General features: G+C 37.1%; 26 protein-coding genes and 1 riboswitch. Of the genes, 21 read left to right on the top strand and 5 right to left on the bottom strand.

The window, feature by feature from the left end; genetic code table 11:
• Positions 1-40: 40 nt before the first annotated feature.
• From BN6559_RS15720 to panD, 4 genes are all read left to right on the top strand, one after another.
• Positions 41-1228, top strand: coding sequence for an MFS transporter (locus BN6559_RS15720; RefSeq protein ID WP_110955613.1), 1188 nt, complete (start codon positions 41-43; stop codon positions 1226-1228).
• 269 nt (positions 1229-1497) lie between these two features.
• On the top strand, positions 1498-2334 hold the full coding sequence (gene panB / locus BN6559_RS15725) for a 3-methyl-2-oxobutanoate hydroxymethyltransferase (protein ID WP_110955614.1): 837 nt from the start codon (positions 1498-1500) through the stop codon (positions 2332-2334).
• 94 nt (positions 2335-2428) lie between these two features.
• Positions 2429-3283, top strand: coding sequence for a pantoate--beta-alanine ligase (gene panC / locus BN6559_RS15730; protein WP_110955615.1), 855 nt, complete (start codon positions 2429-2431; stop codon positions 3281-3283).
• Positions 3284-3286: 3 nt separating this feature from the next.
• Positions 3287-3670, top strand: coding sequence for an aspartate 1-decarboxylase (gene panD / locus BN6559_RS15735; RefSeq protein ID WP_110955616.1), 384 nt, complete (start codon positions 3287-3289; stop codon positions 3668-3670).
• Positions 3671-3938: 268 nt separating this feature from the next.
• On the opposite strand, the gene BN6559_RS15740 is transcribed toward panD, so the two are convergent.
• The gene (locus BN6559_RS15740) at positions 3939-4943 is read right to left on the bottom strand and encodes an AI-2E family transporter (RefSeq protein WP_110955617.1); all 1005 of its coding nucleotides are present in this window, start codon (positions 4941-4943) and stop codon (positions 3939-3941) included.
• A 298-nt stretch (positions 4944-5241) separates the two neighbouring features.
• On the opposite strand from BN6559_RS15740, the gene BN6559_RS15745 reads away from it, so the two are divergent.
• The gene (locus tag BN6559_RS15745; protein WP_110955618.1) at positions 5242-6645 is read left to right on the top strand and encodes an aspartate ammonia-lyase; all 1404 of its coding nucleotides are present in this window, start codon (positions 5242-5244) and stop codon (positions 6643-6645) included.
• Between the two features lie 146 nt (positions 6646-6791).
• Here BN6559_RS15745 and BN6559_RS15750 read toward each other — a convergent pair whose 3' ends face one another.
• Positions 6792-7307 (bottom strand): folate family ECF transporter S component, encoded by a 516-nt coding sequence (locus BN6559_RS15750; protein ID WP_110955619.1) that lies wholly within the window; start codon positions 7305-7307, stop codon positions 6792-6794.
• A 169-nt stretch (positions 7308-7476) separates the two neighbouring features.
• Positions 7477-7580, bottom strand: a riboswitch (THF riboswitch).
• A gap of 107 nt (positions 7581-7687) precedes the next feature.
• On the opposite strand from BN6559_RS15750, the gene BN6559_RS15755 reads away from it, so the two are divergent.
• A complete protein-coding gene (locus tag BN6559_RS15755; RefSeq protein ID WP_110955620.1) occupies positions 7688-9406 on the top strand; it encodes an ABC transporter ATP-binding protein/permease in 1719 nt (572 codons plus the stop codon).
• Here the strand turns inward: BN6559_RS15755 and BN6559_RS15760 are convergent.
• On the bottom strand, positions 9403-10566 hold the full coding sequence (locus BN6559_RS15760) for a M20 metallopeptidase family protein (RefSeq protein WP_199884069.1): 1164 nt from the start codon (positions 10564-10566) through the stop codon (positions 9403-9405). The two genes, BN6559_RS15755 and BN6559_RS15760, sit on opposite strands and share 4 nt — an antisense overlap.
• Positions 10567-10878: 312 nt before the next feature.
• Here BN6559_RS15760 and BN6559_RS15765 point away from each other — a divergent pair, with 312 nt between their 5' ends.
• Both BN6559_RS15765 and BN6559_RS15770 read left to right on the top strand, forming a co-directional pair.
• The gene (locus BN6559_RS15765; RefSeq protein WP_110955622.1) at positions 10879-11082 is read left to right on the top strand and encodes a hypothetical protein; all 204 of its coding nucleotides are present in this window, start codon (positions 10879-10881) and stop codon (positions 11080-11082) included.
• 249 nt (positions 11083-11331) lie between these two features.
• On the top strand, positions 11332-12558 hold the full coding sequence (locus tag BN6559_RS15770) for an aminopeptidase (protein WP_110955623.1): 1227 nt from the start codon (positions 11332-11334) through the stop codon (positions 12556-12558).
• 71 nt (positions 12559-12629) lie between these two features.
• On the opposite strand, the gene BN6559_RS15775 is transcribed toward BN6559_RS15770, so the two are convergent.
• A complete protein-coding gene (locus BN6559_RS15775; RefSeq protein WP_110955624.1) occupies positions 12630-13100 on the bottom strand; it encodes a hypothetical protein in 471 nt (156 codons plus the stop codon).
• A 175-nt stretch (positions 13101-13275) separates the two neighbouring features.
• Here BN6559_RS15775 and BN6559_RS15780 point away from each other — a divergent pair, with 175 nt between their 5' ends.
• The 12 genes from BN6559_RS15780 (at position 13276) to BN6559_RS15835 (ending at position 23629) form a co-directional block, all read left to right on the top strand.
• Positions 13276-13983, top strand: coding sequence for an AzlC family ABC transporter permease (locus tag BN6559_RS15780; RefSeq protein ID WP_110955625.1), 708 nt, complete (start codon positions 13276-13278; stop codon positions 13981-13983).
• Positions 13970-14293, top strand: coding sequence for an AzlD domain-containing protein (locus BN6559_RS15785; protein WP_110955626.1), 324 nt, complete (start codon positions 13970-13972; stop codon positions 14291-14293). The genes BN6559_RS15780 and BN6559_RS15785 overlap by 14 nt, the downstream gene beginning before the upstream one ends.
• Before the next feature lie 338 nt (positions 14294-14631).
• Positions 14632-16821 carry a DNA topoisomerase III gene (locus BN6559_RS15790; protein WP_110955627.1) on the top strand — a complete coding sequence of 730 codons (2190 nt, stop codon included), beginning with the start codon at positions 14632-14634 and terminating at the stop codon, positions 16819-16821.
• Between the two features lie 13 nt (positions 16822-16834).
• Positions 16835-17308, top strand: coding sequence for a hypothetical protein (locus BN6559_RS15795; protein WP_110955628.1), 474 nt, complete (start codon positions 16835-16837; stop codon positions 17306-17308).
• Positions 17309-17330: 22 nt separating this feature from the next.
• Positions 17331-18227: a YitT family protein gene (locus BN6559_RS15800; RefSeq protein WP_110955629.1), complete on the top strand. Its 897-nt coding sequence runs from the start codon at positions 17331-17333 to the stop codon at positions 18225-18227.
• A 145-nt stretch (positions 18228-18372) separates the two neighbouring features.
• Positions 18373-20100 (top strand): adenine deaminase, encoded by a 1728-nt coding sequence (ade, locus tag BN6559_RS15805; protein WP_110955630.1) that lies wholly within the window; start codon positions 18373-18375, stop codon positions 20098-20100.
• Between the two features lie 10 nt (positions 20101-20110).
• Positions 20111-20350 carry a hypothetical protein gene (locus BN6559_RS15810; RefSeq protein WP_110955631.1) on the top strand — a complete coding sequence of 80 codons (240 nt, stop codon included), beginning with the start codon at positions 20111-20113 and terminating at the stop codon, positions 20348-20350.
• A gap of 323 nt (positions 20351-20673) precedes the next feature.
• A complete protein-coding gene (thiM, locus tag BN6559_RS15815) occupies positions 20674-21486 on the top strand; it encodes a hydroxyethylthiazole kinase (protein ID WP_110955632.1) in 813 nt (270 codons plus the stop codon).
• A gap of 2 nt (positions 21487-21488) precedes the next feature.
• A complete protein-coding gene (gene thiW, locus BN6559_RS15820) occupies positions 21489-21983 on the top strand; it encodes an energy coupling factor transporter S component ThiW (RefSeq protein ID WP_110955633.1) in 495 nt (164 codons plus the stop codon).
• 14 nt (positions 21984-21997) lie between these two features.
• Complete coding sequence (locus tag BN6559_RS15825) at positions 21998-22708, top strand: MBL fold metallo-hydrolase (RefSeq protein ID WP_110955634.1); 711 nt, start codon at positions 21998-22000, stop codon at positions 22706-22708.
• A gap of 133 nt (positions 22709-22841) precedes the next feature.
• Positions 22842-23360, top strand: a complete 519-nt coding sequence (locus BN6559_RS15830) for a peptidylprolyl isomerase (protein ID WP_324609432.1) — start codon at positions 22842-22844, stop codon at positions 23358-23360.
• Positions 23360-23629 (top strand): GIY-YIG nuclease family protein, encoded by a 270-nt coding sequence (locus BN6559_RS15835; protein WP_110955636.1) that lies wholly within the window; start codon positions 23360-23362, stop codon positions 23627-23629. Before BN6559_RS15830 ends, BN6559_RS15835 begins: the two co-directional genes overlap by 1 nt.
• 8 nt (positions 23630-23637) lie before the next feature.
• Here BN6559_RS15835 and BN6559_RS15840 read toward each other — a convergent pair whose 3' ends face one another.
• Positions 23638-24915: an APC family permease gene (locus BN6559_RS15840; RefSeq protein WP_110955637.1), complete on the bottom strand. Its 1278-nt coding sequence runs from the start codon at positions 24913-24915 to the stop codon at positions 23638-23640.
• 155 nt (positions 24916-25070) lie between these two features.
• Between BN6559_RS15840 and BN6559_RS15845 the strand changes: the two genes are divergently transcribed.
• Positions 25071-25964 carry a LysR family transcriptional regulator gene (locus BN6559_RS15845; RefSeq protein ID WP_110955638.1) on the top strand — a complete coding sequence of 298 codons (894 nt, stop codon included), beginning with the start codon at positions 25071-25073 and terminating at the stop codon, positions 25962-25964.
• The last annotated feature ends 395 nt before the right edge of the window (positions 25965-26359 follow it).

Below are 26359 nucleotides of genomic sequence, written 5' to 3' on the forward strand. Positions count from 1 at the left end.
ATTAAAGTAAGTTTTTGCTATTTCAGGAGGCGTATTTTGTGTGAATTGGCGTGTGAATTTATGGGTATTGTGCATTAGCGTAGTACTCACTTCAGCAAGTTATACGATGCTTGTTCCGTTTTTACCAGTGTATTTATTAGAGCTTGGTATTTCGGAAGAGGATGTTGCCATGTGGTCAGGTGCTGTTTTTTCTGCCAGTTTTTTTGTTGGCGCAATTATGGCACCAATTTGGGGAAAGTTTGCAGATAAAAACGGTAAACGCCTGATGGCAATTCGTGCCGGTTTAGGTTTGGGGATTGTTTATTTCTTAGGTGGGATTGTAATGAGTCCATATGAATTATTAGGTGTAAGAATTCTGCAAGGATTTGCAAATGGTTTTTTACCGGCATCTTTGGCGATTGTATCTTCAAGTGTGCCAAAAGAACAGTTGGGCTTTTCACTGGGCATTATTCAAACAGGTCAGATTATTGGCTCTGTACTAGGCCCTTTGCTGGGTGGATTTTTGGCGCATATTTTTGGTATGCGTGCTTCTTTTTTTGTAGCGGCTGTATGTTTATTGCTGGTTACGATTGGCGTTATTTGGCTAGTTAAAGAACCGGCAAAGGTGGAAGATCATCATGCTGGCAGCAGTATGCTTGAGGATATTCAACGTGCTGCAAAAAATTCATTGTTATTGGAAATGATGGGATTAACCTTATTGATTCAAGTCGCTATGATGATTTTGCAGCCAGTTATTACACTGTATGTTGCGCAGTTACAAGGAGACATGGAGGGCGTTGTGCTTACTGCGGGAATTATCTTTAGCTTAGGAGGCATTGCCGGAGCGATGTCAACACCGTTCTGGGGAAAATATGGGCAGAAGCGCGGATACTTCAGAGCAATGGCAGTTGCTTTCGGTGGTGCGGGAATTTTTAACTTTCTGCAATTCTTCCCAGACACTGTGTTCGGTTTTGGAGCACTGCAATTTTTAGTCGGAATTTTTATTGTTGGTGTCAACCCTTCAATTAGTGCGACAATTGTAAATTGTACAGCAGCCAGTTTTCGCGGCAGAGCATTTGGCTTAGCGACGACAGCGCATCAAATCGGTTCCATGATTGGTCCGCTGCTCGGCGGTGCCATAGCAGCAGGCGTTGGAATAAAGTATGTGTTTATGTTTACTGGTTTGTTGCTATTTTGTATTAGCATGGTAATCTTTTGGCGGCATATGTACAAAAAAGGACGAGTATAATTTATTTGCTAGATTTGCTTTTTACTCTTGTATTCTAGAAAATAGTATGGTAATATCCTCTTGTTAAGTAGTTCGGCAGCATCTCATTTGGGAGCTGCACGATGTGGCTTGACGAATTTGGATGAAATGAAATTAAATAGGGTTCATTTATCCGCTTAGATCCTAAAGACTAAGACGGGAGGTAAGAGAAATGATTGTATAGTTATGCCTTTCGGTGGAGTCTGCCGAAAGGCTTTTTGTATTTTATAGATGAATAGGGGGCGCTAACAGTGAGAAATGCACAGATAACGGTATCTGTAATCCAAAATAGAAAAATTACACAAACACCAATAACGATGCTTACAGCATATGATTATGCAATGGCAAGGATACTTGATCAGGCTGAAATTGATATGATTTTGGTAGGGGATTCCTTAGGAAATGTAGTCTTAGGTTACGACTCTACGCTGCCTGTTACGATGGAAGATATGATCCATCATGCGAGTGCCGTATGTAGAGGCGCAAACTATGCAATGGTCGTTGTTGATATGCCATTTATGTCCTATCAAGTTTCACCGCAAGAAGCAGTGAAAAATGCAGGAAGAATAATCAAGGAAAGCGGTGCGCAAGCAGTTAAAGTGGAAGGCGGTATCGAAATTGCTGACACAGTGAAAGCGATTGTGAAAGCGGGAATACCAGTCGTTGGGCACTTAGGACTCACGCCGCAGTCTATTCATCAATTGGGTGGTTTCAAAGTACAAGGCAAAGATCAGCAAACCGCACAAAAATTGATACATGATGCAAAGTTGATTGCCCAAGCAGGTGCTTTTGCTGTGGTTTTAGAATGTGTGCCAGAAAAATTAGCAGCAAGAATTACGCAAGAAATTAAAATACCGACGATTGGAATTGGTGCAGGATCATTGTGTGACGGACAAGTTCTCGTCGTAAACGATATACTTGGCATGGATGATACTTTTACACCAAAATTCGTGAAAAAATTTGCTGATTTACATCTGCAGATGCTTGAAGCAGTGAAAACGTATAAAAATGAAGTGATAAAAAGAAGTTTTCCATCTCAAAAACATACGTTTACAATTGCCGATGAAGTACTGGAAAAATTATATTAATTGAATAAAAAACGCAGCGTATTTTAAGCAGTAGAGAGTTTTTAGTAAAGAGCTGTGATAGTACGGATAAAATTTATGAAATGAAGGGACGAAAATGAAACTTAGAATAATAACAACAATCGCTGAAATGAAAGCTTTTGTAAGAGAGGCGAAACAAGAAGGGAAAACAATTGCCCTAGTGCCAACCATGGGAGCATTACATGAAGGTCACCTCGCCTTGATGCAGTATGCAAAAGAAAAATGTGACATTGTCATTGCTAGTATTTTTGTGAATCCTGTGCAATTCGGGCCTAATGAGGATTTTTCCGCTTATCCGCGTACTTTTGAAGAAGATTGTGAAAAATTAGCTGCGATTGGAATCCATGCGGTTTTTCATCCCGAAGCAGCCCAGATGTACCCTGAAGGATATACTTCCTATGTAACGGTGGATGGCAGACTTACGGATAAGCTTTGCGGAGCTAGCCGACCGGGGCATTTTCGCGGTGTGGCAACTGTGGTTACCAAGTTATTTCATATTACAGAAGCCGATCAAGCTTTTTTTGGTCAAAAGGACGCACAGCAAGTCGTTATGATTTTGCAGCTCGTGCGTGATTTAAATATGAATGTAACGATTGATATGGTACCGATTGTTCGTGACGAAAATGGACTTGCTTTAAGTTCTCGCAATCAATATTTATCCGTTCGTGAAAAAACTGCGGCATCTATCTTGTTCTATAGTTTAAAGAAAGCAAGGGAAGCCTATCAAAACGGGCAAAAGAATGTAGAACAGCTAAAGCAGGAAGTGATCAAATATATCGAAAGCGAGCCTTTGGCAAGAATTGCGTATGTAGAAATTTATAGTTTTCCGGATTTGAAAGAAGTAGAGACTGTAACGGGAAAAGTTTTAATTGCAGTTGCAGTATACTTTGGAACAACAAGATTAATCGATAATGTAATCATTGGAGGATAAGGCATGTTACTGAATCTTTTGAAGTCAAAAATTCATTGTGCAACGGTGACGGAAGCAAATCTGCAATATATGGGGAGTATTACAATAGATGAAACTTTAATGACAGCGGCAAATATTTTGCCAAATGAACGAGTGCAAGTCGTAAATAATAATAATGGAGAACGCCTTGAAACTTATGTGATTCAAGGTAAGCGCGATTCAGGGGTCATTTGTTTAAATGGTGCAGCAGCGCGCCTTGTACAACCAGGTGACATTGTTATTGTTATGGCCTATGCATTGATGCAGGAAAGCGAAGCAGCATTGCATAGCCCGACGATTGTCATGGTAGATGAAAGGAATCAAATAAAAGGAATAAAAAATTCTGAAAAAGAAAAACAAATTGGGTAATCATCAATTTTCAGTTGGGCGATAAATAGATGTTGTTTTTCTAGCTGTGAGTTGTTTGGGTTATATCTATAGCTTGTAGAAGGTTAAAATAAGCTTGTATTTCAAAATTAACAATGGTATACTCATACACAAAGCATATACAAGCAGTTTATTTAGAATAAATATTATAAATTGTAATGAAGCCAAAGAAGGCCATGAAATTATGGATGTTTCCATGATTTCACAGCCTTCTTTTTTGTTTTGTAGTTTATTGTAGGATAAACTCGGTTTATGTAGTTGCAGAGTGATTATGAAAGAGATCTTCTAGTACTAACTTTATGGTCACCATACAAGGGACGGCGAGGAACATACCGAGTATACCTAAAATTTGTCCTCCCAATAATATGCCGAGCATAATTGCAATTGGATGTAATTTTAATGATTTGCCAATGAGATAAGGATAGACGATATTGTGATTGGTCTGCGTTAAGATTACATAGAAGCAAAGGGTTTGTATGCCAAGTGTTGTAAATTGTGTAGTTGCAAATAAAGCACCTGCAAGAGAAGCAACCGTCGGTCCTAGGACCGGAATGAGTTCACCCGTTGCTGACAATACTGCAAATACGGAGGCATAAGGTAGTCCGCATACTGTAAAATAAATGAATACTAAAATTCCGGTGATGATACAGATTGCTAGTTGACCGCGAATATAGCTAATTAAAGCCCCAATAATATGATCAAACAGTTTATGGATTCTTACCTTATCTTTTTGGGGAAATAAATTAACGAGATATTCTTTGATTTCCTTACCATCTTTTAAGAAATAAAAGGTAATGAAAATCATCATAATCATGTCCATCGCTTTACTGAAAAGATTGATGATAAGTTCAAGTGAAGAACGAAGGGTTGCAACACTTAAGTTTGCAAGGCCTTTGAAAGCATCATTGATTTGCTCTGTAAATGCAGTAGAGAAATGCAGCAATGGAATGTTTTTCAAGCTTTCAGCAATACTAGGAATATCGGCAATAAAATTTGAAAATGTCGGAATGAATGTCTTGGAAAGTGCAACAAGCAGCCATAAGACAAGTGCAAGGAAAGATCCTAAGGTAATAATTGACGCGATGCCGCGAGGAATTTTCTTCTTTACTAGATAATTGACGATTGAATTTAGTAAGATTGTGAGAAACAAAGAAAGCAAAAGAACCATTGCAAGTGGCTGAACGAACCAAAACATTGAAAATAAAACAGTAAAACTAGTACTTATAAGAATAGAAGTCTGATATTTTGACCACATAGTAACCTCCAAATGAGAAAATGATGAACGCGTAAAATTTAAGTATAACCATTATTATACCTTTATTTATTATAAAAAGGTAGATTGTTGATAAAATATTAAAAGAAGTTTTAATCATACAATAAAAAAATAGTATGATTTTGTAGAAAAAAAAATAAAATTGTACTTGAAATGTATATTGTATACATGATACAATATGGACATAAGGTAATGAAACCATAAGCAATATAAATAGTCGATAAAATTCTAAATCTTCGAAAAACGAAAATGATAGAAATTATTTTAGGGGGAAACGAAAATGAGATTAGAACATGATTTTTTAGGTGAATTAGAAGTTCCAGATGAAGCATATTATGGTGTGCAAACTTTAAGAGCAATGGAAAACTTCAGCGTTACTGGTGAGAAACTAGACAAAGATTTCATCATTGCAATGGCTACTGTAAAAAAAGCTGCAGCACTTGCAAATATGAAAACTGGCCGTTTAGACAAAAAAGTTGGTGAAGCGTTGGTAAAAGCTGCTGACGAAGTGATCGCAGGTAAACTTCATGATCAATTCCCAGTAGATCCAATCCAAGGCGGTGCAGGAACTTCTGTTAATATGAATACAAATGAAGTTCTTGTAAACAGAGCGTTAGAACTTATTGGAGAAGCCAAAGGAAGTTATGATATTATTTCTCCAAATAACCATGCAAATATGGCGCAATCTACAAATGATTCTTTCCCTACAGGAATAAAAGTATGTATCATTCATAAAAGTAAACCGTTAATCGCGGCATTAAATCGTTTAGTAGATGAATTAGATAAAAAGGCTGTAGAATATAAAGATATCTTAAAAATGGGTCGTACACATTTACAAGATGCAGTGCCTATTACATTAGGTCAAGAAATGGCTTCCTATGCTTCTTCCATTCGTCGTGGTATCAAACGTATCGAATTTGCGGTAGAAGGTGTTCATACAATTAATATGGGTGCAACTGCAGTTGGTACTGGCTTAAATGCAGAACCTGAATACATTAAAGAAGTTGCAAAACAATTATCTAAAATTACAGGAGAAGAATTCCATACAGCAGATAATTTAATTGATGCTACAAACAATACAGATGGTTTTGCTGATGTTTCTTCTGGATTAAAAGTAACTGCTTTAGTATTGATCAAAATGGCAAATGATTTCCGCTTAATGGCATCCGGTCCTCGTTGTGGTCTTAACGAATTGAAATTACCACCTCGTCAACCAGGTTCATCCATTATGCCAGGTAAAGTAAATCCAGTTATGGCTGAAGTTCTTAACCAAACTTGCTATCAAGTTATCGGTAATGATGTAACGATCAGCTTGGGTGTAGAAAACGGTCAATTTGAATTAAACGTAATGGAACCTGTAATTGCATTTAACTTATTCAACTCCATGCGTTATTTAACAAATGTAGTAAACAACTTTGTTGATAACTTGATGATTAAATTACAAGCAAATGAAGAACAATGTGCATATTGGTTAGATCGTAGTGTTGGTATCGTAACTGCACTTTTACCACATATCGGTTACGAAAACTCTTCTATGCTTGCAAAAGAAGCTTATGCAACAGGTAAACCAATCCGCGAAATTATCCTTGCAAAAGGTTTGCTTACAAAAGAAGCAATGGATCACATCCTTTCACCAGCAGAAATGACACAACCAGGTATCGCTGGCAGTGATCTATTAAAATAATATTGTTGTCCATAAATACACTATAGATAAAAAAGGCTGTCAGTAAAATGAACTTCTTCATTTACTGACAGCCTTTTTTCAACGTAGGCGCAAACTAGGGACAGATCGGCTAACCTAATCTGTCCCTAGTTTATAAGTGGAAGGATTTATTTGAGATGCATCTGCTGGGAGAACTTATAAGGCTGTAATGCCTTGTAAAGTGTATAGAATGTGCTGATTTGAATAGGTAACAAAATAGAGCCCTTGATGAATCTGCTCATAAAAAATGCGTAGGCAGCTTTTTTGTATAAGATACACAGCCAAATGGTATTTAGAAATAAATCAATTGTTAGAAATAAAAGAAGATGGACTAAAATTACCTTTTTCAACGTAATTTTTTTCTGATGAAAAAAATACCCGTATAGCATGCCTGTCATAAAGGCACTGAAGGTGAAACCCGGGAAATAGAGTCCAGGGAAGAATATGAAACAACCCAATAAATCAGCAATTGCAGCCATAAAGCCCCCTTTGGTTGGACCAAACATTGCTGAAAATAATGCAATTGGCAGGAAGGCAAAACTTACGCGAACAAAAGGGGTTTGAATCGCAAGGATATGGGTAAATATGATCGTTAAGGAAATAAAGATGGCGGAAAAAACAATTGTTTTGATACGCAATGACATAAATGAGGACACCTCCAGAGAATATAATTTTTACTCAGATGGAGGTTAAACTCCTCTGAAGCATAGTTCATCTTATCCTGATATTACAGTTCACTGAAAAAGCTGGGAGTGAATGATCTAGCTACAGGATAAATTGTGTTGCTACATATTGAGGAGTCCTCTTTTATGTAACAGCGGGATGCAATATTTGTACCGCAAATTACGAAAGTAATTTTTCGTTCAGTGACAACTCCCCGTCCATCTGACACTTAACGCACAAATATTTACTCTGCTATTTCGTGATTAAATTATGGATAGAGATCTTTAAATCCTTCTTTTCGGAAAAATAATTTTGTCATGTCCCGAAGCAAAGACAAATATAACATATAGAGGTGATACTTTTGCGACGGGGTGTAGTATTACGAAGTGCTTGGCGATTAGGGCGTGATTATTTATTTTCTAATCAAAAGTGGACGGCATGGGGACTCTTATTGCTGGTTGTGCTTTTTAACCTTTTATTGGTGTATATCACAGTGCAAATTAATTTATGGCAGGCGACTTTTTACAATATTATTCAATCGCACAACCAAGGCGGTTTTATTGAAGCCATTGGATTTTATGCGCTCCTCGCTATCATTTTAGTTGCAGTCAAGGGCTGTCAAACTTATTTTCGCCTGTTGCTGCATATAAATTGGCGGCAATGGCTTACTGATAAGTATTTATCTTATTGGTTGAAAAATAAGATCTATTACCGATTGCAGCTTTATGATGGAAATGATGCGGATAATCCTGATCAAAGAATCAGTGAAGACGTTGATTTGTTTGTTGCTTTGACATTGCGATTATCTTTAGAATGCATGCAGGATGCTTTGACTGTATGCTCTTTTATCGTAATCTTATGGAATATATCAGAAGTGATTACGATTTCCATTGGTACAGCCGAGTTTTCAATCTATGGTTATTTAGTTTGGGCAGCTTTGATCTATGCCTTGGCCGGTACCCTTTTAACTGTAAAAATTGGGGCTCCGCTGATCAAATTAGATTATGATCAGCAAAAATATGAAGCAGACTTTCGTTTTAGTCTGGTACGCGTGCGTGAATACGCCGAAAGTATTGCTTTATATGGTGGTGAGAGTGCTGAACGAGGAAATTGTTTGAAGCATTTCCAGCACTTAGTTTATAATTTCAGAGAAATTATCCAAATCCGTAAACGGTTGGTTTGGCTAACAACTGGATACGCACATGCGGCAGTTATATTTGCAATTTTTGTTGCTTCACCGCGTTATTTTAGCGGCAAGATCACGCTGGGACATATGTTTCAAATTATCGATGCTTTCAATCATGTACAATCGGGTATGTCCTTTATTATTGATAGTTTCACGCGTGTTGCGCAATGGCGCGCTGTAGTAAATCGGTTGAATAACTTTATCGTTTGTATGAAATATGCCGAACAACAAGGTCGGGAAAATGTTTTACAATCGGGGTATAATCGGGATACAAGTCGTTTTTTAGAAGTGAAGCAAGTGGATGTATTTAAACCAGATGGGCAATTGTTGATCAAGGATTTAACTTTCAAATTGCAAGAAGGCAATCGATTATTGATTACAGGGCCGTCAGGTTGTGGAAAAAGCACACTGCTTCGTACCTTAGCTGGACTATGGATTTATGCAAAAGGAAGTGTAATTGCACCGCAGGCACAACAGAGCTTATTTGTACCACAAAAGCCTTATATGCCAATTGATACCTTGAGAAAAGCCCTGATTTATCCGTATCAAAAATGTAAAATAAGTGATCAGGTACTCATAGAGACGCTGACTTTATGTAAGATTAGTTATCTCGCCCCACGTTTAGAGGAAGTGGGAGATTGGGGCAAATTTCTTTCGCTGGGAGAACAACAACGTGTGGCTTTTGTTCGAATTTTACTTGCACAACCACAATGGATATTTTTAGATGAAGCCACTTCGGCATTAGATGATGATAATCAAGCGTTAATGTATAGTTTAGTCATAAAAAAAATGCCCAACACTGTAATCGTAAGTGTCGGACATCGGAAAAGCATTGCAGATTATCATAATTGTAAATTAGTTTTAGACGGAACCGGCGGATGGCGGCTGTCTTAATGGGCAGCTAAAGTAAGTGCACTTCTTGCCATTACTTCCATCCCATGCAGCAGGCAACTTTCATCCATATCAAATTTCGAATGATGATGTGGGTACTGCATCTTATCTGTACCAGTTCCGATAAAGAAGAAAGCACCGGGAACTTCTTGCAGATAATAGGAAAAGTCTTCTCCGCACATGACTGGAGGAATGATTTCAGCTTTTAAATCGTTGCCGCAGGCGGCGACGGAGGATTCGATCATTTTTGCATACGGTTCATGATTGACAACAGCAGGATGCCCCAGCAAAGTTTCTAAATCATAAGAAGCTTGATTCGCAAGGCATATGCCTTGCGTAATTTCTTCAATACGGCTAAAGACAATCTTACGAACTTCTGGACGAAATGTGCGAACTGTTCCTTCAATTGTAGCCGTTTCAGGGATGATATTAAATACGTTGCCGGCGTGAATCGCACCGACAGAGACAACTGCTAAATCAAGCGGATCGATCGTTCGACTGACAATTGTATTGAGCGCGGTTACGATTTGGGCGGTGATTAAAATTGGATCTACGGTCTGATGCGGCATAGAGCCATGACCGCCCTTTCCTTTGATTGTAATTTTAAACTTGTCTGGTGCTGCCATTAGATTGCCATAGGAAATGCCAATCGTACCGAGGGGAATAGGCTGCCAAATATGTGCGCCAATGATTGCATCTACATTCTTTAAAGCATCTGCTTGAATCATGGCTTTTGCACCGCTTGGGAATTCTTCCTCATTTGGTTGGAAAATAAAACGATATGTACCCGCTAACTCTGCTTGTAGATCAACAAGCATTTTTATCGTACCAAACAGAATTGCCATATGTCCATCATGCCCACAAGCATGGCAGGCACCGTGGTTTTGTGACTGATATTCCGTGTTGCATGTGTCTACAATTGGCAAAGCATCGATATCAGCACGAATTGCTATCGTTTTACCGGGAAATGCACCTTTTAATTCGGCAATTACACCGGTATTGGCTTTAACTTCTGGCGTTAATCCCAGCTTAGTTAATTCTTCTATAATTTTTTTTTGCGTGTTATATTCATGTGCGCTGATTTCAGGATGCATGTGAAAATAACGGCGTAATTTTACAGCAAAAGAATGATGCTTTTGCGCCAATTTATACAAATCTGTCATCGTAATCAGTCCTTTATTCATAAGTTTTATAGATAGTAAGGTACTATATTATAATTAGGAATGAGTTGAAAAGTCGCTGCCATTCTTTCATTTCGTAATGAGTAATCGTACTTAAAAACGAAAAAACCACACATTGTAGTGCGGCCTTCTTCAAACTAGCTGTTGATTAGGAGAGCCGACACAACAATATCGACTATCTTTTTCCATTATAGTATACTAATTTATATAGAAAGTCAAACATCAAACTTATAGGAATAGTTCATAGGGGTAAGGGAAAGAAACATTTTTTATAAGTTTAAGGAGAGGATATAATTGTTGCCAAAACGTTATTGGCTTTTTGGAATTGTTTCTATAGGAATTATGGGGATATTATCTGATTTTGCAGAAAAGTATGATCAAAAATTTGGAGAAATATTATCAATGGATATGGTTTTTACACCAATGGTTATTATTATGATGTTAATTATTGATGGATGTTATCAGCTTTTTAAATGTATTCGTACTAAAAAACTCTGAAAGATATTTAAGCTAAAGTATGTAATTATCAATAGTCCTGATCGTTCGACATGAATAAAATTTAGATATTATCTTTTTGAATATTTTATCGATCGATTATGAAATATTCTAGCTAAGATTTAAGAGAAAGATAAATATTGTGTGGTTGCAAAACTTTTTGGCAAAGTATAGAATAAATGCAAGCAAAGTATCATTTAGTGTGATTTGTGGTATAGTATCATAAAAGTTGAAGTGTAGGAGGAAGTTTTAGTGGATGAAAAATTAGAAAAGTATGCACGGTTGATTGTTAAAACAGGCGTTAATATTGAAAAAAATCAAATCCTTGTGATAAATTCCCCAATTGAATGTGCTGATTTTGCACGCCGTGTAGCAAATGCTGCATACGCTGCAGGGGCAAAAGATGTCGTTGTAAATTGGAATGATGAAATATTAAACAAAATACGTTTTGAAAAGGCACCGGATGAAGTATTTGATGAATTTCCTGCATGGCGGAAAGAATTTTATCTTGGTTATGCAAAGCAAGGTGCAGCATTCGTTTCAATTGCCGCATCAGATCCTGAGATCTTAAAAGATGTAGATCCGGAACGTATTGCTCGTATGCAAAAATCAAGTGGAAATGCGTTAAAGGAATATCGTGAACGGATGATGAGTAACCGAAATACTTGGTGCGTCGTCTCTATTCCGACAAAAGCATGGGCGCAAAAGGTTTTCCCAAATGACAGCGTCGAAGTTGCAGTAGATAAGCTCTGGCAGGCGATATTGCAGACGGTTCGTATTGATGATGGTGATCCAGTCGAAGCTTGGATAAAACATCAAGCCGCACTTAAAGAAAGCAAAGATAAGATGAATGCATATAACTTCAAATATCTAAAATATAGGAATGCACTGGGAACTGATTTGACGATTGAATTGCCGGAAGGACATATTTGGCTTAGTGGGGCTGAGTATACGCCGGAAGGCAGAGAATTTATTGCCAACATGCCGACAGAAGAAGTTTTTAGTATGCCGAAACGTGATGGCGTGAATGGTACTGTCGTAAGTTCAAAGCCACTTAATTATCATGGGAATTTGATCGAAAATTTCAAACTGACTTTTAAAGACGGAAAAGTTGTGCAGTACTCGGCGGAAAAAGGAGAAGCGATATTACAAAAGCTTTTGGAAGCGGACGATAGCTCTAGTTATTTAGGAGAAGTAGCATTAGTGCCTCATGATTCGCCAATTTCTAATCTAAACTTTTTATTTTATAACACTTTGTTTGACGAAAATGCATCTTGTCATCTAGCATTAGGAAAAGCATATCCGGTTTGCATTAAAAATGGAGATACAATGTCACCGGAAGAATTAGAAAAAGCCGGTGTAAATGATTCTTTGATTCATGAAGATTTCATGATCGGTACAGCCGACCTTGACATAATTGGCATAACACATGAAGGCAAAGAAGTTGTCGTATTTAAAAATGGAAATTTTGCTGAGTAAGGTTATAGATAAATAACGAATGCACCTTTCAATATTAGATGGTTCTAAATATTGAAAGGTGCATTTTTTAGTTATTTTAATACGACATTGGATACAAAGCAGGTATGATTGCCGCCATTAATTCCCGAAGCCTTAACTATAATAGAACCGACATTCCCTGAGCCTTTACCAAGTTTATCAAATGGAATTGCAATTGTATCAATATATCCAGTTACGATTCTTTCGCGTGAGATAATTTGATCTGTTGTTATTGTATAATCCTTGGTGCTAAGTAAAGTATCATTGTTATAAATTAAGATTGAATTGCGCCGTGGATATCCGTTATATTGAACTGTTACAAATAAGGTTGAACCGGAAAATGTGGTATCGTTCATGGAATATGGATAGACAGTGGGCGGAAATTTTAATGCTGGTGAGCCGTCAGAGGAAAGATGCAAAATCGTCATCTTCATTAAATTAGGTGCAGGCCCAGCGTGGACTGTATTCGGTATTACAAAATAAAACATAAAACACAAAAATAAAAAAATACTTTTTTTGCGCATGATTGTCCTCCAAATTTAATTATAGATAAATTGTAACATTTTTTTATAAAAAGGTACAAATTTATTCTCATTCCTTAGGGCTGATATTGAAAAACTGGTGTTAAACAGATATAATGAACAGAAAGTATACAAAAAGCAGTGAATTAATTAAGATAAATGTTTAGATAGCTTAACTTTGGAAGGTGTTAATATTTTACGTGATTTATATAGTAAAGCAGTTCTGAAAGCCGTTTGGCCAATTTGCGTAGGGTATCTTCCACTTGGCTTTGCTTGTGGAGTGCTTGCACAAAAAGTGGGCGTGAGTGTTTGGGAAACCGCGATGATGTCAGTGCTTGTTTTTGCTGGCAGTGGTCAGTTTATCGCACTGGCTATGATTGGCGGTGGCGCATCGATTGCTTCCATTGTATTAACGACTTTTATTGTCAACTTAAGACATACCTTATATAGCTCCACTTTATCAACCTATGTAATGGGACAGTCAAAAAGGTATCTAAGCTTTTTTTCACAAGGAATTGTAGATGAAACCTTTGCTGTCAATTTAAGTGCATTTAATACAGGTCAGTGGAATGCAAATCGTGCGTTAGCTTTGAATATTTTAGCACATGGATGCTGGGTTTTTAGTACGATGCTGGGGAATCTCGCAGGCAATGTACTTCCGATTGATATGGCAGTGATCAGTTATACATTAACCGCGATGTTTATTGGTTTGTGGACATTTCATTTTGAGTATAAATTAAAAATTATCATCGGTTTATTTTCCGGCTTGCTTGCAATTGGATTATCGGGATTTTTAACCTATAAATTACATATTGTTGTAGCCACCGTGATTGCGGCTACGCTTGGTTGTATGATTGAAGGAGGCAGGAAAGATGACAAATCTTGAAATGCTGTATTGCATTTTGGGGATGTTTATAGTTTCTTATATTCCCAGGGTTGTACCACCTTTTTTGCTTGCTAAGACAACGCTATCCCCGTTCGTCGAACGCTGGTTGAAGTATGTGCCGACTTCGGTATTTGGTGCGTTGGTATTTTCGGAAATTTTTATTGATGGCAATCGGATCAATCTAAGTTTAGGCAATATCAATCTGATTACGTCGCTCATTGTTCTGGCGGTTTCCATCAAAACAAAATCGCTCGGCAAGAGTATTGTGACCGGTATGTTTGTGTTTTGGGTGTTGAAAAATGTAGTATAATAAATGTGGTGAAATTTTGTTGATTGTTTGTGAGCTTGCTCTACTAAGGTTGGTTTATAAAATTTTTAATAGATCAATAAACGCATAGATGTCCTTTTGGCATTGCCCAAAAGAACGAAAAGGCTAGGCCTAAAGCCTCGAAAATACTTGAAAAAATACCGACTTACTAAAATCTGTAAACTCACTTCGTTCAAACAAACAGATTTCTTAACGCAAGTCGGTATTTTTTCATCCTGCGGAACGTATTTTCTTCGGAAAAGGCCGGTAACGAAAACAAAGGCCGTTATCAGAGTGGTAGTAAAATAGAATAAAAGAATATTTGTGAGGTAAATCATAAGATGAGTAAAGTCGTAGTTTTAGCAGAAAAACCTTCTGTGGGTCGTGATTTGGCAAGAGTACTTGGTGCGAGAAAAAATGGGAATGGCTATTTGGAGGGTGATCGATATATTGTGACCTGGGCGCTTGGTCATTTGGTGACCTTAGCGGATCCCGAAAGCTATGGGGCAAGTAATACAGCATGGAAAATTGAAGAATTGCCAATTATGCCGGAGCATTTAGATCTTGTAGTGATCAAACAGACAGGCCGACAGTTTAAAACGGTAAAAGAGCAATTGCAGCGCAAAGATGTAAGCGAGATTATTATAGCAACGGATGCAGGCCGTGAAGGTGAATTGGTTGCAAGGTGGATTCTTGCGAAAGCAATGATAAAAAAGCCAGTCAAACGTTTATGGATTTCTTCAGTAACCGATAAAGCAATTAAAGAAGGTTTTGCAAAACTGAAGGAAGGCAAAGCATATGAAAATTTATACCAAGCTGCGGTAGCTAGGGCAGAGGCAGATTGGTATGTCGGAATTAATGCAACACGCGCATTGACTTGTAAATTCAACGCGCAATTATCTTGCGGACGTGTGCAGACACCTACACTAGCGATTATTGCAAAACGTGAAATGGAAATAAAGAATTTTGTACCGAAGGCGTATTATGGATTATCGGCTCAAGCAAATCGTCTTACGTTAACTTGGGCAGACAAAAAAAGCGGTGATATGCGTACTTTCGAAAAGGCAGCAATAGAAGCGATATACAAAAAAGTAGAGGGCGCTGTCGGTGAAGTCGTTCATATAGAAAAGACAACGAAAAAATCTTATGCACCGCAACTTTATAATTTGACCGAATTGCAACGCGATGCAAATAAGCTGTATCATTTTTCTGCGAAAGAAACATTATCCATTATGCAAAAACTCTATGAAATGCATAAGATACTTACGTATCCAAGAACTGATTCAAGATACCTTTCAAACGATATTGTGCCGACATTAAAGGAACGATTGAAATCTTGTGGCGTTGGTCCGTATGCTAAATTTGCATTTCAAGCGAGCAAGCAAATCCAAGTAAGTAAGCATTTTGTTGATGACAGTAAGGTATCTGACCATCATGCAATTATACCAACAGAACAATTTGTAAATTTGGCTGCCCTTACGGAACGTGAGCGTAAAATTTATGATTTGGTAATCAAAAGATTTATTGCAGTTTTATATCCGCCGTATGTTTATGATCAAACAACCGTGAAAGTGGCGATAAAGGACGAAAGATTTATTGCAAAGGGGAAACAGGTTAAACAACTTGGCTGGAGAGAAGTCTATCAAGGAAATGTAGAAGAAGAACATACAAAAGATTCAATTGCTGAACAAATATTGCCAGAATTAAAAAAAGGTGATAGCTTGAAGATAACAAAATTCAACATTTCTCAAGGCATGACAAAACCTCCCGCACCATTTAATGAAGCCGGTCTATTAGCTGCGATGGAAAATCCTGTGAAGTATATGAGCGATGATCGTAAAGACTTGAAACAGACGATTGGTGAAACCGGCGGATTGGGCACAGTGGCAACCCGAGCGGATATTATCGAAAAATTATTTGCTAGTTTCTTAATTGAGAAAAAAGGCGAAGATATTTTTGTAACAGCAAAAGGCAGGCAGCTGCTGGAGCTTGTGCCACGAGATCTAAAAGAACCTGCGCTTACTGCCAAATGGGAACAAAAGTTAAGCAGCATATCAAATGGGAAGCTATCGAAAGATAGATTCATGTATGATATTAAAAATTATGCACAAGCTGTTGTTAGTGATATAAAAAATAGTCAAGAACGATTTCATCATGATAATGTAACGAGAACAAAATGCCCAGAGTGCGGTAAATTTTTATTAGAGGTAAACGGTAAAAAAGGAAAAATGCTGATATGTCAGGATCGTACATGCGGATATCGCAAAGGTGTTAGTATGGTGACAAATGCGCGTTGCCCGAATTGTCATAAAAAATTAGAAATGCGCGGCGAAGGCGAAGGAAAGATGTTTTTATGTGCATGTGGATACCGCGAGAAACTAACTGCTTTTCAGAAACGAAAAAATAAAGAAAACAGTACTAAGATTTCTAAAAGCGATGTAGCTAAATATATGAAAACGCAGCAAAAAACAAGTCAACAACCAGTCAATACAGCTTTAGCAGATGCATTGGCAAAATTAAATCTAAAATAAAGGAGGCGGTTGCGTGCAAAAAAAAGTCTGGTTAACGTTCCTTACATGGATTGTTTTTACAATGACAGCCTTAGCTGCAAGCCCGGAGGATTTTTCTTATCAAGGTATAAACTTAGGCGATCATTATGACACTATGGTTGAAAAACTCGGACAGCCACGTACAGATTTCGAGCATAGAATCAATGATCGGGCAATTACCTACTATTTTTATAAAGGAAATGAACTGCGAATTGGACTGGATCAGGGCAGCAATCAAATCGTAGATATCCGCGTGCGAGATAAAGACTATACAACGAAGCATGGTGTAAAAATTGGCGCTACTTCACATAAAATTCTAAAAGAATATGGTTCTGCAACGAAGCAAAGAATGAACGGGCACATCTATTATATCTATAAAAATGACCCAAATGATAACGAGCGTCTGTTCCTTGATGTTAGTCAAGGGTATTTAGAAGAATTTAGAATAACAAGTCTAATTGACGAATGAGCTAAAAATTAGAGGTGTTTGTATGAAGGGAAAAATAGTTCGGTACGGTGTAATTTTAATTGGCTGCCTTATCAGTAGTGCTTCAATTAATATATTCTTGGTACCACATCAATTATTAAGCGGTGGCGTTAGCGGTATTGCGATTATTTTTTACTACTTATTTGCTTTCCCAATCGGGGTACAAATGTTAATCATGAATTTACCTCTATTATTTGCTGCATATAAAACGTTAGGAAAGATTTACACAATTGACGTTGTTTTTGGTACAGTCTTATTTTCTTTATGTATTGATCTAATGAAGTTCTTATCCAATTATAATGTCGTGGATGATCCTATGCTGGCAGCGATTTATGGTGGTGTGTTTACCGGAATTGGATATGGCATCATTTTTCGTGCAAATGGCAGTTCGGGCGGATTAGATATTGTAGCAGCCATTGTAAAAAAATACTATTCACTGAATATGGGATTTGTTATTTTCGCTTTTAATTGCTTGATCATGTTGATTGCTGCATCACTTTTTGGGGTCAAGCTGGCGATGCTTACGTTAATCTCCATGTATGTCAGCTCTAGTCTTACCGATAAAGTTGCGGCTGGTTTTAATAATAAAAAAACAGTGATTATCATTTCAAATCAAACGGCAGCAATTGCTGAAGGCATTATCAGCGAAATTGGGCGTGGGGTTACTTTTTTGAAAGCAGAAGGTGCATTTACGCATCAACATAAAGACGTCATTTTTGTTGTAGCTAGTTTGATGCAGTTCGGAAAAATTAAATTGATTGCCAACGCGATTGATCCAATGGCGTTTATGATCATACAAGATGCCAATGAAGTCATGGGGCGAGGTTTTACTTTACCGGGAACTGCCCTCGAAGAAAAATTAAAATTAAAAAATTTGCAAAAACAGCCTACTGACTCTTAATCAGTAGGTTGTTTTTATGTAACCGTTCAATAACTTTAATAAATTCGATATTGTAGGAATGTGATAATACTTTGCTTTTAGGACGTTATTTGATAATATAATAAGATAAGCGCAGAAGAAAGATTATATTGATAGGTGGATTACAATGCATAGTATGAATAAATTGATTGAAACAGCGCGTGGGACGGTTAAAGCAGAGCTAGTATTAAAAAATGCGCAAGTTTTTAATGTATTTACAGGGGAATTTCTAAAAGGTGATGTAGCAATCGTAGACGGTCATATCGCAGGGGTCGGTAAGTATGAAGGTGTAGAGGAATTGGACTTAGATGGAAAATATCTTACACCGGGCTTCATTGATGGGCATGTACATATTGAAAGTTCTATGCTTAGCCCGAGTGAATTTGCGCGGGCCATTTTACCGACAGGGACTACAACGATTGTTGCCGATCCGCATGAAATTGCCAACGTTGCGGGAATGAAAGGCATTGAATATATATTAGATGCGACAGAGAATATACCATTATCTGTTTATGTTATGTTACCTTCTTGTGTGCCGGCAAGTAATTTGGAAAATTCGGGAGCAGAATTATTGGCGCATGATTTAGAAAAATATATGCAGCATCCAAGAGTTTTGGGCTTGGGTGAAATGATGAATTATCCGGGGGTTATTTTTCAAGATGAAAAAGTCATCGAAAAACTAAAATTAGCGAAACATAAAAAAATCGACGGACATGCACCGGGGGTAAGCGGCAGTGATTTGATGGCGTATGCAGCGGCTGGGATAAAATCCGATCATGAATGTGTAACAGCCGAGCAGGCGATGGATCGTTTGCGTGCTGGAATGCATGTAATGATTCGTGAAGGGTCGGCAGCGAAAAATTTATTAAACTTACTGCCGGCAATCAATCGCTATACTTCGCAGTTTTGTTTGTTTGCTGCGGATGATCGACATCCGGCAGATTTAATTGCAGAAGGACATGTGAATCATATGGTTCATTTAGCAGCACGGTCAGGTGTGGATTTGCCAACGGTTTTGCAAATGGCTACAATTAATGCTGCAAGCTATTTCAATCTTGAGGAAATTGGAGCGATTGCACCAAATTACAAAGCGGATATACTCGTTTTCGATGATTTAGAAAATTGGAAACCGAGTCTTGTTTTAAAGAATGGTATTGTTGTGGCTAAAAATGGCAAGGCATTATTTGAGAGTAAGGATATTGCGGATAAAGCGATGAAAGCAACCATGCATTTAGCTGAAATTGACAAGACGAAACTGCGTATTCCGGCGCCAACGAGTAAAGCACGTGTAATTGGGCTAGTTCCGCATCAAATTGTAACAAAAGCATTAGAAAAAGAAGTGGATCGGGTAGACAATTTTTTTGTTACAAATATTGCAGAAGATATTTTGAAATTAGCCGTATTTGAACGGCATAATAATTTAGGAAATATCGGTGTAGGTTTGGTGCATGGATTTGGTTTAAAACGCGGTGCAATTGCATCGACAGTAGCGCATGATTCGCATAATCTGATTGTCATTGGTACGAATGATGAAGATATTTTAACGGCAGCAAACGCATTAAAAGAAATTCAAGGTGGGATTGCTGTAGTATGTGACGGGAAAGTTTTAGATACACTTGCTTTGCCGATCGGCGGGCTGATGTCTGATCAAGATGTCCATACAGTCGCAGAAAAAGTGGAGAATTTAAAAACGCTGGCTTATTCATTGGGCGTTTCTGAATCGTATGATCCATTTTTAACGCTGGCATTTTTAAGTTTGCCAGTGATTCCAGAATTAAAATTAACTGATTTGGGATTAGTGGATGGTAATGCATTTAAAATAGTACCTGTTGCTGTCGAGACAAGCAATTTGTGAGGAAGATTTGATGAGTAAATTTAATGATATAGCATTTATACTTTTTTTAGCCTGGCATGTAGGAACTAGACAATGGCCAATGGGAGATACATTTCAAACCGTAATGGATATTCTTTTTATTAGCATTGCAGGATTGATTGTTTTTAAATATTATGTTTTATATAAAAGAAAAAAAGATCAAGGTGCAATAAAAGAAAATAAAAGGAAAGCAAGGATTCCAGCACGTAATAAGAGACGCAAGAAATCATGATCGTATTCGAAATGAAGATGTAACAAGAAAGCGCAGGCATAGAAATGGTGCTTTTCTTCTCAAGATGGATATTACAATGCACCTTGTAGTATCCCTCTAGTATCTTGACAAAGTTGAATTTTAAGGATTATCCTTATCAACGTACTCGTATAGTCGATTAAATCAAAACGCATAGGACGATTGCAGGACAGTTTCTGCCAAATAAAACTATGGTCATGCAGTTATGCAGTAAATCGCATGATCAGGATACTGTAAATTTAGACTTGGTAAACTACAGATATCTTGTGTTACGCAAATATTGGGATGAAATAGGAGTTAAGACGATGTTAATACAACAAATAATAAATAGCTTACATAAAGTAAGACGGCAAAGTCCGTTAATTCATCAAATTACAAATTATGTGAGCGTAAATGATTGTGCAAATATTACTTTGGCAATTGGTGCATCTCCGGTTATGGCACACGATGTAAACGAAGTGGAGGAAATGGTGAGCCACGCGAAAGCCTTAGTGCTCAATATTGGTACATTGCAAGCGCAAACAGTAGAAGCAATGCTTCTTGCAGGGAAAAAAGCAAAGACTTGTAAAATTCCTGTTATTTTTGATCCGGTAGGCGTTGGCGCTACGTTATATCGAACTAAAACTGCAAAACGTATTCTTGAAGAAGTAAAACCAGATGTTATTCGCTGTAATTTATCAGAATTAAAGGTATTATGTGGTTTAGACACTGATGTGAAAGGTGTTGACTCAGTAGCTGAGATGGAAGGCGGCGAAGCAGCAGCAAAAGCTTTAGCAAGAGAAATTGACGGGATTGTAGCCGTTACAGGAAAAATTGATATTATTGCAAGTAAAAATAGACATTGTCATATTCATAATGGACATACTTTTTTAACCCGTGTTACGGGGACTGGATGTATGACTACTGCACTAACGGCAAGTTTCTGTGCAGTTGAAGATCCGTTTGTAGGGGCTGCCGCTGCCGTTTTAAGCATGGGGATTGCCGGAGAAATTGCAGTAGAATCACTACTGGAAGATGAAGGAATCGGAACGTTTAGGGGAAAACTGTTCGATGCCATATTTAACTTAAACGATGATATAATAAAACGCTACGCAAGAGTAATAGAGCAGGGGGAATAACTTTGAATTTAAAAAAGATGACGATTGCAGCAATGTTTATGGCAATTGGTGTAGTATCAGCACATTTAGTTTATATCCCAGTCGGTTTTGCAAAATGTTTTCCCGTGCAGCATGCAATCAATGTACTATTAGCCGTTTTACTGGGTACTCGTTATGCGGCTAGTGCTGCATTTGGAGTGTCCTTGCTTCGTAATCTTCTAGGAACAGGCTCTGTTTTAGCTTTTCCGGGCAGCATGATTGGGGCGATTTTAGCGGGTGTTCTTTACAAGAAAACGGGGCATATTTATGGAGCAATTCTTGGCGAGGTCGTTGGCACTGGCATAATTGGTGGATTGGTTGCATATCCAATTGCAAAATTTTTATTGGCGTCAAATGCAGGTGCATTTTTCTTCGTTATGCCATTCCTTGTAAGTACGATTGGCGGTAGCGTGATCGCATATGTAATTTATCAGACACCAATAAAAAAAGTCTTTGCAAATTTTGTACATAAAGTATAAAGGGGAGCGATAAAATGCAAGAAGCGGCAGTTTCTTATTTATTAAATAGTGGGTTCGCAGTAAAGATCAATAGAACTTTACTCGTTTTTGATTATTACCTTGATCCGGAAAATACGATTCCACAAGCTATTAAAGAAAGTGATACGGTATATTTTTTTAGTTCACATCGTCATTTTGATCATTTCAATCCATTAATTGGTCAATTTGAGGCTCAAGTAAAACAATACTTTTTGAGCTTTGATATTGAAAATGAAAAAGGGGCAAAACAGATTCCCGCAGATAAAAGCGTATATTTAAAAGCGTATGATTCTTATCATCATGATGAAATAAAAATAAAAACATATAGCTCAACCGATGAAGGGATTTCGTTTTTGGTAGAGATTGCAGGTTGGAGCATTTTCCATGCTGGTGATTTTAATTGGTGGCACTGGAAAGGCGATCTAGAGGAAAATATAAAATTCGCGAAAAATGGTTTTATGAAACAACTTAAAAAAATGTTTGATTTGTCAGCAGATATTGCTTTTTTCCCAGTAGATAGTAGAATGGAAGAATTTTCTGATCTTGGGGCAGGTGAATTCTGCAAAGTAACGAATGTAAAAAATCTAATTGCGATGCATGCACATGGCGTTGTTTGGGAACCAAAAGCTGATTTTTTTGCGGAGGGCAAGGCAATTCCTACTTGGTGCCCGGTTAAATCCGGCGATACAAGAAAATTTAATAAATAATAGGGGTGTTGATATGCAGAAAAAAGGAATTGTACTATTGTTGGTTAGTATGATGCTTTTTGTTACGGTTGGTTGTTTTGGCAATAGCAGTCAGAAACAAGAGGAACAAAAAAGCCAAGGGTTAAGTAATGGTATGAAATATAGTGATATGGCAAAAGAGACGAAACCGCCCGTGAATCAAAAAAATCGGATTGCCGTATTTGATACGAATCAAGGACAATTTCAAATTGAATTATTTGAAGATAAAGCGCCAATTACAACAAAGAACTTTATTACATTAGTAGAAAAAGGTTTTTATAACGGATTGATTTTTCATCGCGTGATTGATGGATTTATGATACAAGGCGGAGATCCAAACGGCAAGGGATCTGGAGGACCAGGTTATACGATACCTGATGAATTTCATCCAGATTTACGCCATGATCGTGCTGGTATTTTATCCATGGCCAACGCTGGTCCGAATACCGGCGGATCTCAATTTTTTATCACCCTAGGCCAAACACCTTGGTTAGACGGAAAACATTCTGTATTTGGTGCAGTCGTTGATGGAATGGATATCGTTAGAAAAATTGGTAAAGTAACAACCGGTGCAAACGATAAACCTGTTACAGATGTTGTTATTCAAAAGATCACAATTATAGAAGGTAAATAGTGAACGCATTTACTTATATCGTGGAATGTATAGATGGAACTTTATATACTGGCTGGACAGTAGATCTAGAAAAACGTGTGCTAGCCCATAACAACAAAAAAGGCGCGAAGTATACACGCAATCGCATACCAGTAAAACTTGTCTATTATGAAACGTTTACGAATAAAATAGAGGCGCAGCGTCGTGAATATGAAATTAAACAATTGAAGCGAGAAGAAAAACTAAATCTAATTTCTGCTTGCAATCAAAAGGCAGCCAGCATAAAATAGCGTTTTCGCTATCTATGTTGGCTGTCTTTTGGATTCATATATGATTTTAATTTTAAATAAGCGAAAGCAAAGCATCCTAATATAAATGGAAAAAGGCAGATGACCCCACTGCTGAAAAATAATAGGGAGCAGATACAAAAGGTTAAACATGCACACCACCATACAGGAGACCATTTCATTAAAAGTTTTATTCCGGCCGCCATAGAAATTACATAAGAAAGCAAAAATACAGATCCAGGAAATTTTAATAATTGATTTAAATCTGGAGCAAAAAAGACGAAATAAAGTAAGACGAAAGCGAAAGCAATTCCTAAGGCAAAGAGCGCGTTCATTGGTGTCTTGTAGTTAGGATGTAATCTAGATAGCGTTTTTGGAAATGAACCATCACGTGCTTCATGATAGATAATTCGCGAAAAACCGGCAATATTGGCATGAATAGAAGAAAAGGTGATGAACACGCTTAAAAGAGCAATGATAGAGCCCGCAGTTTTACCAAAAGATAAAGCAATAAGTGAACTTAATGATGTAATAGAGTCTGATGAAAGATATATATTTGTGCCGATGGTTACGAAAGAAATTGCTACATAAAGAAAAGTAATAAATAAAGCTGAGAGAAAAAGGCTAATGGGGATGTCGTGTGATGGATTTTTAAATTCCTCAGCTAAAGGGCAAATCAATTCAAAACCAGCAAAAGCGAAAAAAATTAAAGGAAAAAGCGACATGGTAGATGAAGTACCATATGGATTAAACGGTAAGAAGTAATCTAACTTAACATGAGGTAAAGAAGTTGCAATAACAATGCAAAGAACGGTGATAATTAATATGACAACGCTAGAACTAACCTTTGAAGAAAGATCAATCCCATGAATATTTAAAAATATTGAAAAGTAAAGCATAGATGCTGCAACTAGAACCAATTGCGTAAAGCTCAACGGAAATACATAGCCTAAATAATAGGCACCGCTCAGTGCTACGGAAGGAAGTCCGATCGGAATAGAACCCATAAGTATCCAGCCTATAATGATTCCGGATTTCTTGCCAAATGCTTGTTCTACGTATGAACAAATACCACCTGCTTTTGGTATGTTTGCTGCTAAATTGCTTAAAACAAGAACGATAGGAAATGCAAGGAAAGATGTAATTATCCAAATAAGCAAGGAAGCTGGACCGGCTTGCTGTGCGCTTAAAGATGGTAAGACCAATATGCCGCAACCGATAACAGCCGATATGGATAGCATGGAACCTTCTTTCCAAGTTAAAACTTTATTTAAATTTGTTTTTGACATCACGTAATCCTTAGTTTGATTAAACTGATAAATTAATGCATTGAATTTACTGTGACTTTATATTAGCATAAATAATAAAATCAATAAAATTGAATTATTTGAAGTGTAAGTTCGATTTTATTGAATTGAATAAATGTAAAGTGAGCATTTGTTATATGGAACTAAAAAATTTGAAAACCTTTGTTAAAATAGCCCAATATAAGAGTTTCTCAAAAACAGCAGAATATTTAGGCTATGCACAATCAACAGTTACCACACAGATTAAATTATTAGAAGAAGAATTGGAAACTAAGTTATTTGAACGAAGTGGACGGTGTGTTGAACTTACAGCACATGGAGAGCTATTCTTAGAATATGCGGAAAAGATTTTATTACTGAGTGAGAAGGCAAAAAATGTGCTTGATGAAAAAAACACACCCAAGGGAACATTAAGAATAGGCGTAGTAGAATCAATTTGTACTTTAAAACTTCCTGAATTATTAAAAATTTATCATCTCAAATACCCAGAAGTTGATATTGTCATTAAATTAGGATTTTGTGCTGAATTAAGAAAAATGTTAAAAAACAATAGTGTTGATGTGGCTTTTATGTTGGATCAAGAAATAAGACAAGATGAATTTGTTTCAAGTCTTTCAATAAATGAACCAATGGTAATTTTAGCAGCAGCAAATCATCGATTTCGTAACAAAATTAGTTTGACGATGAAAGACATTGCCAATGAACCTCTCATTCTTACTGAAAAAGGTTGTAGCTATCGGTGTGCTTTGGAAAATAGATTTTATAAGAATCATTTACAGCCGCATATTGCGCTTGAGGTCGGAAATATTGAAACAATAAAAAGCTTTGTAAAGAGTAACTTAGGAATTACTCTATTACCACGTATGACGGTCACAGAAGAATTAGCAAAGAAAGAATTGGTCATTTTAAACGTTGAAGAATGTGATATAAAAATGAACAGGCAAATTATCTATCTTAAAAATAAGTGGATAACAGCTGCAATGCAGTCTTTTATTTCTCTGGCGATTGAATTGGAGAATGTAAAAAAATAATAAAATTTGTTGAATTTTAAATAAAAAGTGTTGACAGTAATATTTTATTTATGCTAATATAAATAAGTCGCCAATGACAGTGATTGATTACTGCAGTGTACGACGATGAAGTTTAAAAATATATTGACACGGATTTTTAAATGTGTTAATATATATAAGCTGACAACGAAGATTGCCAGCAAGTGTTCTCTGAAAACTAAACAATGTAGATGAAATAAATGCCAGATGTGCGGTGTCTATCGTAAGATAAACACAAAACAAAAACAATTTCTTTTAAAAAGAAACAAGATATTAATTGAGCCTTTTAGGCTTTCTAATAATAAATTTATTGGAGAGTTTGATCCTGGCTCAGGACGAACGCTGGCGGCGTGCCTAACACATGCAAGTCGAACGGA

Origin of the sequence: Massilibacillus massiliensis, from assembly GCF_900086705.1 — a bacterium.
Classification (GTDB): Bacteria; Bacillota; Negativicutes; order FLKF01; family FLKF01; genus Massilibacillus; species Massilibacillus massiliensis.